We start from the raw sequence: 9623 nt of genomic DNA, 5'->3' as shown, positions 1-9623 counted from the left end.
CAGCTGAGGTGGGGGCACATCGCTTAGCTTGGTCCGATCAATTTGCCCAGAACCAGGTGGGTGATTGACCATCTAACAACCGCATGCAGCCGACGCCGCAGGCCGTCGCGGCTGATGCTGATCGTTAGACCGTCACTTGTCTCATGCTAGGCGGATTCCCTCAGCGATGACCATAGACCTGTTCAGCAGATACGCTCCGTACATTGCGGCGTTGCCGAGCCGCGATTCTCTAACCAAAAGTGATCTCTTGGTTTCAACGTTCTTGCTGCACAAGGAGAATGGGCTCGAAATTTACTATGCGCGCTTTGACTATGTGAACGAGAATGCGAAGATAGTCTTGATTGGAATAACGCCTAGTTGGACACAGATGGAAATTGGCTATCGCTTTGCCAAGCAAGGAATGTCGCCGACTGAAGTTTGTGCGTACGCCAAGCGACAAGCCAGTTTTGCGGGGCCGATGCGAGAGAATCTTATCGAGATGCTGGACGGGCTGGAACTCCCGAAAGCTCTTGGCGTCGCATCGAGTGCGCTCCTCTTCAGCGATCGCCGCGATCTGCTCCACACGACTTCTGCCATTCGTTACCCGGTCTTCGTGGATGGGCAAAACTACACGGGCCATAAACCCAAGTTACTGACAACGCCCGTGCTTCGGAAATATGTGAAAGGAGTGTTAGCTGTAGAACTGGAGCTTATTAGCAACGCACTGATCATACCTCTGGGCAAGTGCGTCTCCGCTGCCCTGCATCTGTTGATCGATGAAGGGCTGCTAGCTCCTAGACGCTGTCTACTAGGGTTCCCCCATCCGTCTGGCGCAAATGGTCACCGAGCAAAACAGTACGCGAGTATGCAAGCTTATTTCAAGAGAACTGTCAAAGCCTGGTTTGAAGAACACGCGGGCTAACCCCGCCCGCGCGGGGCAGCTCGGCGGGGGGCCTTTGGGGCCGCTCGGCGCGGGCAAAAGCTGCAATCTTTGTCTGGGCAGCGATTTCGGTGGGGCTCATACCGCTCTTCCCTCCTTATCAGTTCGACCGTACAGGCACTGAGTACCACTTCATTCTCACCGCGAGGGACTTCGGAGTTGTCAACGTCCACCTGCCATTCGCTCCGTAGGTTCGGTGGCCGTAGTAGCCGACATCTTCCTGGTGCTCTCCCCTGCATCGTCTGCGCAGTGTGCCGCTGCTATGAGCTGAACACCGCGGCAAGACTCCGCGCAGAAGTCTGCGGCCAGCAAAAGCTACTTGAAGACCGAGCGGCGAGGGACGAAATAACCGGCTTTGGCCAATGCCTGTTATCCTGCCGATTGGCTTCAAAGGATCCCAGCAACGCCGCAGCCGACTCGCGCCCGTATCTTGTCCCCGACGAATGCCGCGATCTACAAGGCATGCCCCAGTCTCGCCCACTCCTCCAGGGCCTTCCCCCTACTCTGCTCCTCCCTCGGCGATGGGTTGGTGCTTACCGCTATGCCCACACTCGCCGGTCTCCGCTCATCACGCCGGCACGTAGGCCCCAGGCGAACGAAAGCACCTCGCGCGCTCACAAAAAACCACTTGATTTTATGATAGCTTTCATCGTACATTAACACGCCTCAAAATCCGGCCCCGGCGTAAGCAATGACTCCGCGCGCCATAGCCATTAACAAGAAGGCAGAACAGGATATCGTGCATGTATCTTTCCCAGGTTGACATCTTAGGCTTCAAATCCTTTGCAAAAAAGACGACCCTGGTTTTCAACCCGGGCATCACCGCCATTGTGGGACCCAACGGCTCCGGCAAGAGCAACATTGTCGACGCCATTCGCTGGGTCTTGGGAGAACAGAAAGCTGGGGTCCTGCGCAGCGACAAGATGGAGAACGTCATCTTCGCCGGCAGCAAAGGCGCGCGGCCGCTGGGCATGGCGGAGGTCTCCCTCACCGTGCAAAACACCCGCAACGTTCTGCCCATTGAGTACAGCGAGGTGGTCATCACCCGCAGGCTGTTCCGCTCCGGGGAGAGCCAGTACCTGCTGAACGGTTCCGTGTGCCGCCTCAAGGACATCAACGACCTGTTCATGGATACCGGCATGGGCCCGGATGCCTACTCGGTGATCGAGCTGAGCATGGTCGAGTCACTGCTCAATGGCAAGGCCGAAGAACGCCGGCGGGTGTTCGATGAGGCGGCGGGGATCACCAAGTACAAGGAACGGCGCAAGGCCACCTACCGCAAGTTGGAGGCCACCGAAAAGGACCTCCAGCGCCTGGAAGACATTATCGCCGAGGTGGAAAAAACCGTCCGTTCGCTGGAACGACAGGTACACCGCGCGCAGCGTTACGAGCGCATAGCCCAGACCTTGCGCGAGTTGGAAATCCAGGTGGCCACCCAGCGGTACACCGAATACCTCGGCCAGCTGGCCCCGTTGCAAGAGGAGTTGGCAGCGCGACGGCAGGAGCGCGAGACGGTCAGTGTGGAGCTGGGTAGGTTAGAGGCGGCGCTGGAGGAGGCCAAAACTCACCTCATCGCGCAGGAGCAGGAGCTGCGACAAGCACAGCAACAATTCAACGAGGCAGTGACCGCTTTGCGCGCCCACGAGGAAGATGTGCTGGTAGGCAGGGAGCAGATCCGCGCGCTGGAGAACAAGGCGGAGCTTTTCCAAAAGGAGGCCGCTGAGCTTCAGGCGCGCATGGAAAAGCTGAGGGTGCACCTTGGGGAGCAAGGGCAGCGGCGTGAGGAATTGGAACAGGAAGTGGCCGCAGCGCAGGCGATTTACCAGGAGGCCCGGACCAACCAACACCAATGGGCCGCCCGGGTGGACGCACTTCGGCAGGAGTACAGCGCCGCCGAGCTCAAGCTGAGGGAGCACCAACGGCAGCTCGCCGAGCTCCAAGCGCAGGTAGAACGCGCTGCCGCGCACCGCGCCGCGCTGAAAGAACGAGCCGCAGCCTTGACTGCCGAACACGAGCAGAACCAGCAGACCGCCGCGGCACTGCAGCGTGAGCTCGGAACGTGCACTGAACGCGTGAACGCACTGACCCAGGCAGTGCACCAGACGCGAGAAAGGCTTGAGGCCATCCAAGCCAGCCTGCAAGGGTTGCGACAGGCCCACGAAGAAACCCGAGGGCGCCAGCTCCGAGCAAAGGCCGAAATGGAGCGAGCGCGAGATCGTGTCGAAATTCTGCGTCGACTCCTGGAAACACACGAGGATAGGCCCGACAGCGTGCGCGTCTTGCTTGCTGAACCAGGGCCCGGCTTTCGCGCGCTGGGAACACTAGCAGACGTGCTGGTGGTGGAAGAGTCCTTCCGCCCAGCCATCGAGACAGCGCTGGGCGAGGCACTGAACTATGTGGTCGTTGTCGACCAGGCCATGGCGTTCCAAGGCATAGCCACGCTCCAGGAACGGGAGCAGGGTGCAGCCTGGTTCGTGCCGCTGGCCGACCTCCATGCGCCAGCATCGGCCCCACGCCCAGAGGCACTGCGGCCTGGACAAGAAGTGCTGGGCTGGGCCGACGAGCTGGTACAATGCGAGGAGCCTTATCGGCCGGTAGTGTCGGCCCTCCTGGGCGCTACCGTCATCGTTCGGGACCTGGACACGGCCCGCCGTCTGCACGCAACCGCGGCACAACAGGGGTACGACATTGTGACCCTCGCTGGCGAGCGCCTCACGCCGGAAGGCTTTGTGCGCGGAGGTTCGGTGGCACGACAGCAGGTGGGTCTTATCGGCCGGCGACAGCAGTTAGAACAAGCTTCCCAACAATGCGCCCTGCTTGGGGCCACAATTGCCGAGCTGGAACAGCAGGCACAGGAGCAAGAAAATCAAATCGCCGCGCTTGTCACCAATGAGCACGAGCTCCGCGCTGCGCTCCAGTCGCAGGAGGAAGAACGTGCTACTGCGCGCCTGGAGCTTAACCAGGTAGAGGCCCGGCTCCGCGCCCTGAGTGAGCGCCAGCAGACTATCGCCGCTGAGCAAGAGCAGCTGTCTCGCCGCGTCCAGGAGGCTGAGGCCCAGCAAGCGGAGCTCTCGGCCAAGTTAGAGGGACTGCGCGCGCAGGGGGAGGGCCTTGCCCAACACGCTGAAGAGGTGCGTCTGCGCCTATCGGAGGCAGAGTCGTCCGCGGCCCAATGCAACGCCCAGGTGGAACAGCACCATGTGGCGCTGATCGGGCGACAGCGCGATTTGGACAACGTGGTCGCCGAAATAGCGCGCACCCAGACCCTCATTGAGGAGACCGAAAGGGCTCACACCAGTCGAGGCGACGAAGCCCGGCAGGCACAGGCAGAGGCCGCAGCCATAGCTGCGCGCATCGCCCAAAGAAAGCGGGAACTCCAAGAGGGCTTTGCGAGGCGCGAGGAGCTGGAACGGCTCGTGCTGGACCTGGAGGAGCAATACCGCGCGCACAAACAACAGATCGACGAACAAGAACGCCTGTGTCGCGAGGTGAGGGCCAAGCGCGAACGGCTGGCGGAAGAGGTGCACCAGCTGGAGCTTAGGGCAAACGAGCTCCAGCTCAAAATCAACAACCTCAAAGAGCGCGCCCGCGTGGAATTCGAAGTGGAGCTCACTCCGCACGAGATGGAAGAGGTGGACGTCCCGGCCCTGGAACAGGAGATTGCCACCCTGCGCCAGAAGCTCAAACTGCTCGGGCCCGTCAACCTCCTTGCCTTGCGCGACTATGAGCAAGAAAAGACGCGCCTGGACTTGATGCTGAATCAGCGGAAAGACCTGCTTGACGCACGGGCGAACCTGGAGGAGACTATCCGCCGCATCAATCAAACGGCGCGGGAAAAGTTCGCCCAGGTCTTCCAGACCGTAAACGAGAACTTTCGCCAGGTGTTTGCTGAGTTTTTCGAGGGCGGTACTGCCGAGGTCCGTCTGGAGGAGGGCGAGGACCCGTTGGAGGCGGAGATCAAAATCGTAGCCAGTCCCAAAGGCAAACGCCTGGAGTCACTCTCCCTGATGTCCGGAGGCGAAAAGGCGCTTACCGCCATCTCCCTTCTGTTTGCCATCTACCTGGTCAAGCCAAGTCCGTTCTGCATCCTGGATGAGGTGGATGCACCTTTGGACGACGTGAATGTACGCCGCTTTGTGCAGGCGTTGCGCAAGTTTTCCGCCAACACGCAGTTCATCACGGTCACCCACAACAAAACAACCATGAGAGCGGCCGACTACCTCTACGGCGTAACCATGGGCGAGGATCACATCTCCCAGCTGGTGTCGGTAAAGTTTGGGGAACAGGAACCGGCGTCCGAAGAGAGACAATCGGCCGCAGCCGAGGGTTAACATGGCACACCGAACCAAGTTGCTGACGATAGGGGCACTTGCTCTCCTTTCCTTCGTTTTGATGCCCCTGCCCATTGGGGCAAAGGCGGTCGGTTTTGCACCGGACTCCGTACGGATGCCTTTCCAGTTCACGGTCGACTTTGCGCGATTCCGCGCTCCCCAGGAACACACGTTCCTGGAAACCTACATCTCCCTCCCCCGTAGCGCGCTGACCTATGTGCCCACCGAGGATGGCCGCCTACGGGGTGAGTTTCTGGTCGATGCCCTCCTCCTTGCCGGCGCGGACACCGTGGCACGTCGAATGTGGCGAAACGTCAACCATGCCGATAGCGTGGCCGAGACGCAAGGGGCTTATAGCCTTTTCACGGTAGGACAGTTTAATGTGCCAAAGCACGACTATCGCATGGACCTCCAGGTGGTAGACATGGCCTCGGGTGACACGGCTCGGGCGCTCTTTGACATCAAGGCGATTGCCTTCCCGGACAGCGGCCTCTGCCTCAGCGATCTGCAACTCGCTGCGCAGATTTCCCGCGACACGACTCGCGGCCAGTTCACCAAGGGCAACTATCTTGTCCTGCCCAACCCTCCTGGCATATACGGGACTGCACTGCCTATCCTCTACTTTTACGCCGAGGTTTATAATCTGACCTACGGACACCCAGGCGACTCGGCGTTCTATCGCGTCAACTACCTCGTTCTCAACGGCGACGGCCAGCGTGCCAAGACTTTCCCCAGTAGCAGGAAGGCAAAACCCGGAACCTCGGCAGTGGAGGTGGGAGGGCTGAACATCATCACTCTGTCCTCTGGCACGTACTATTTCGTGCTGGAGGTAGAGGACCCGACCACGGGCGAACGGGCCTCCGTGATGAAGAAGTTCTTTGTCTACCGCGAAGGCGAGACCTTTGCCGCCCAGGAGCAGAAGGCACCCACAGGGAAAGGCTCACCCGGGCTCGACGCTGACCGCTACAACGTGATGAGCGAAAGAGAGCTTGACCACGAATTTGAAGTCACCCGCTACATCAACACGGCGGAGGACCGCGCCACCTGGAAGACGCTCAACTTGGCCGGCAAACGCAACTTCTTGCGCGACTTTTGGGCGCGCATGGATCAGACGCCGGGAACCCCGGAGAATGAATTCAAGCAAGATTACCTGGCCCGCGTGGCAGAGGCAAATGCCGTGTTCAAGGGCTTCCGCGAGGGGTGGAAGACCGACCGCGGGCGCATCTTGTTGCAGTACGGTCGCCCGGACGAAATCGAACGCTTCCCATTCAGCGCCGAGAACAAGGCCTATCACATTTGGCACTACTACTCCGTGCAGGGCGGCGTGATCTTTGTCTTTGTGGACAAGCGTGAGATGGGGGACTTTGAACTGGTGCACTCTACCGCCCGCGGCGAGCTCTTTGACGCCGACTGGCAGCGCTGGATCGATCCGAACCGTTAGCCGCCCATCGCCCTGGCAGTCTCGAGGTCAATCAGAAGGTCAAGCGCACGCGACGCTTGACCTTTTGCCATCCAGGTGCCGCAACGAACGCTCGGGCGGCAGCATACAGAGGAATGAGGCGTGTGTGGCATTGCCGGCATCATTCGCAAAGACAACGGCCCTGTGGACCGTGCCCTCATCAGCCAGATCACTGAGCTGGTAAGGCACCGCGGACCCGACGCAGAAGGCTACTTTTTTGAGGAAAACCTGGCCCTGGGGCATCGCCGCCTAGCCATCCTGGACCTGACGCCCGCCGGAAACCAGCCCATGCACTACCTGGACCGCTACGTGATCGTCTTCAACGGCGAGGTGTACAACTACCTTGAGCTTAAGGAGGAGCTCGCTGCGGCCGGGTACCGATTCCACACCCGGACAGATGTAGAGGTGGTTTTGGCGGCCTTCGACCACTGGGGCGAACAGTGTGTGCACCATTTCAATGGCATGTGGGCCTTTGCCCTCTACGACCGCAAGCGGCACATGCTGTTCTGCAGTCGCGACCGCTTCGGCGTCAAGCCGTTCTACTACACGCTCACGGATCAGCTCTTTGCATTTGCCTCAGAGATCAAGCAGCTTTTGCCTCTCCTTTCTTCGCGTTCCGCCAACGTGCCGCGCATTGTGGACTACCTGGTGCTGGGTTTGGAGGAGTACGACGAATACACCTGCTTCGTCGGCATTCAGAAGCTGCTCCCAGGGCACAACCTGCGCTATGACCTGGGCAGCCACGCCTTCCAGGTGGAGCGTTACTACTCGCTGCGCATTGACCCCTCACTCGCAACTATGAGCGACCATGAGGCCAGGAGTCTTTTTCGCGCAGAGCTGGAGAGAGCCGTGACCATCCGCCTGCGCTCTGACGTCCAGGTGGGCACCTGCCTAAGCGGAGGCTTAGACAGCTCCACGGTCGCCACCCTCGCCTCCAAATCGTATCGGGCCCAGACAGGGCGGCGCTTTGCCGCCATCACCGCCAAGGCCAGCGACCCCTCTGTGGACGAGACCCCTTACGCCGAGCGGGTAGCCGGTGCCGCAGACCTGGACTGGCACGTGATCGCCCCCCAGCGCACCGACTTTGTCCAGCACTTGGAGGAGGTTGTGGCAGCGCAGGAGGAGCCGTTCGGCAGCCCGTCGATCTTTCTCCAGTACTTTGTCATGCGCACGGCGCGCGAGCTGAATTGCCCGGTCCTCTTGGACGGCCAGGGCGGCGACGAGTGCCTGCTCGGGTACGAGCGCTACTTCCCGGCTTACCTGCGCTCCTTGCCTCTCTGGTCTGCTGTTCGGGAGTTTTTCAACTGCGCGCGCCACTCTCGTCTTTCTGCCTGGCGGCTGCTGCTTTTCATGTTCTACTTCCCGCGCGCGGGGGTGCGACTGAACCGCCTCAAGGCCCGCCACGCCTACTTGAGGCCAGAATTGCTCGAACTCATCAACCGCGAGCTGGCCGAGCGCGTGGCAGCGAGCTTTGCTGACATCGTCGAGCTGCAGCGCATCGAACTCACGCAGACCCAGCTACCACACTTGCTTCGCTACGAGGACCGCAACTCCATGCACTTTGCCGTCGAGACGCGCCTGCCTTTCCTGGACTACCGGCTAGTGGAGACGGCTCTCGGGCTCAACAATCGGCTCAAGATTCGCGACGGTTGGACCAAGTACGTGGTTCGCTCGTTGGACCTGCTGCCGCCTGAGGTGGCCTGGCGGCGCGAGAAGGTGGCGTTCGAGGCACCTCTGGCCAACTGGATGAGGCCCCGCGAGCCGTTCCTCGAGGAGATCATGAAGAGCCCCCTGCTGCAGCAGATGCTCACGCCAACTGCGCTCCGATCATCGCTCGCAAACTTGGACGATAGAACCCTGTGGAAGCTCTTCAATGTGGCCCTGTGGGCGCGTCTGTTCCAGGTGGCGCTGTGAGCGCCGCCGGTGAACCCTTGCCCCGCCGCGCGGAGGGGAAGCAGAGGAGCAAAAGGATGCCTTCTGCACGGGTATCGCAGCCCTCGCGTGACGCCGCGACCGATTCTCCACCGGCTGGTGTTTTCTTGAACGACACAAACTCCTCGAGTGCGTGGGTCCCGGGTTACCTGACTCTGCATCGCTCCGGGGAGCTGCGAGAGCGCGCTCACCAGGCGGCGCTGCACCTGGAGGACTGTCACCTCTGTCCGCGCGAGTGCGGGGTGAATCGGCGGGCAGGGGAGCTGGGGGTCTGCCGCATGGGGCCGGAGGCGGTGCTGTACAAGCCCAAGCTGCATTTTGGCGAGGAGCCGCCCATCTCGGGCACGCGCGGCTCAGGCATTCTCTTTTTCAGCGGCTGTGCCCTGGCCTGTGCGTTCTGCCAGAATTTTCCCATGAGCCACTGGCGCCTGGGGCATGTGGTGTCGCCGGCCACGCTGGCCAGGGCGATGCTGTTCCTTCAGCGCAGCGGCGCGCACAACATCAACTTGGTGACGGCCACGCACTTCCTGCCACGCGTGCTGGAGGCGCTGGAGTTGGCCGCGGGGCAGGGGCTGCGCCTGCCGGTGGTCTATAACTCCAGCGGCTACGAGTCGCTGGAGTCCCTCCACCTGCTGGAGGGAGTGGTGGACGTCTACCTGCCTGACTTCAAATACGCAGATGCGACCCTTGCCCGGCGCTACTCGGGCGCTGCGGACTATCCGGAGGTGTGCCTCGAGGCCCTGCGGGAGATGCTCCGCCAGGTCGGCCATTTGCAGGTCGACCAGGAGGGAATAGCGCGGCGTGGGCTCCTGGTGCGACACTTGGTCCTGCCTGGCGCACTGGAAAACACCGAGCGAGTGCTGGCGGCCATTGCCAGGGAGCTCGGCCCCGACACTCACGTGAGCCTAATGAGCCAGTACCTGCCCATTTGGGAGGCGCGCCGCTTCCCGGAGCTCATGCGCCGCGTGTCCACTGAAGAGTA

The 9623-nt window shown here is 61.1% G+C and carries 5 protein-coding genes; all 5 read left to right on the top strand.

All coding sequences use genetic code 11. The annotated features are described in order from the left end of the window. The first annotated feature begins 166 nt into the window (after window positions 1-166). Window positions 167-901: a hypothetical protein gene (locus tag ONB25_14840; GenBank protein MDZ7394161.1), complete on the top strand. Its 735-nt coding sequence runs from the start codon at window positions 167-169 to the stop codon at window positions 899-901. A 761-nt stretch (window positions 902-1662) separates the two neighbouring features. Next, window positions 1663-5250 (top strand): chromosome segregation protein SMC, encoded by a 3588-nt coding sequence (smc, locus tag ONB25_14835; GenBank protein MDZ7394160.1) that lies wholly within the window; start codon window positions 1663-1665, stop codon window positions 5248-5250. Between the two features lies 1 nt (window position 5251). Then, window positions 5252-6691, top strand: a complete 1440-nt coding sequence (locus ONB25_14830; GenBank protein ID MDZ7394159.1) for a GWxTD domain-containing protein — start codon at window positions 5252-5254, stop codon at window positions 6689-6691. Window positions 6692-6811: 120 nt separating this feature from the next. Continuing rightward, complete coding sequence (asnB, locus tag ONB25_14825) at window positions 6812-8623, top strand: asparagine synthase (glutamine-hydrolyzing) (GenBank protein ID MDZ7394158.1); 1812 nt, start codon at window positions 6812-6814, stop codon at window positions 8621-8623. 56 nt (window positions 8624-8679) lie between these two features. Next, window positions 8680-9623, top strand: a 944-nt coding sequence (locus ONB25_14820; protein ID MDZ7394157.1) for a hypothetical protein, incomplete at its 3' end; no start/stop codon positions are given.

Source organism: candidate division KSB1 bacterium (assembly GCA_034506335.1).
In the GTDB taxonomy this organism is placed as follows: domain Bacteria; phylum Zhuqueibacterota; class Zhuqueibacteria; order JANLFK01; family Oleimicrobiaceae; genus Oleimicrobium.
This window is presented reverse-complemented; position numbering and strand designations above follow the sequence as displayed.

Coding starts and splice junctions, on each gene's coding strand:
- ONB25_14840 (MDZ7394161.1), top strand. CDS start 167: ATGACCATAGACCTGTTCAGCAGATACGCTCCGTACATTGCGGCGTTG.
- ONB25_14830 (MDZ7394159.1), top strand. CDS start 5,252: ATGGCACACCGAACCAAGTTGCTGACGATAGGGGCACTTGCTCTCCTT.
- smc (MDZ7394160.1), top strand. CDS start 1,663: ATGTATCTTTCCCAGGTTGACATCTTAGGCTTCAAATCCTTTGCAAAA.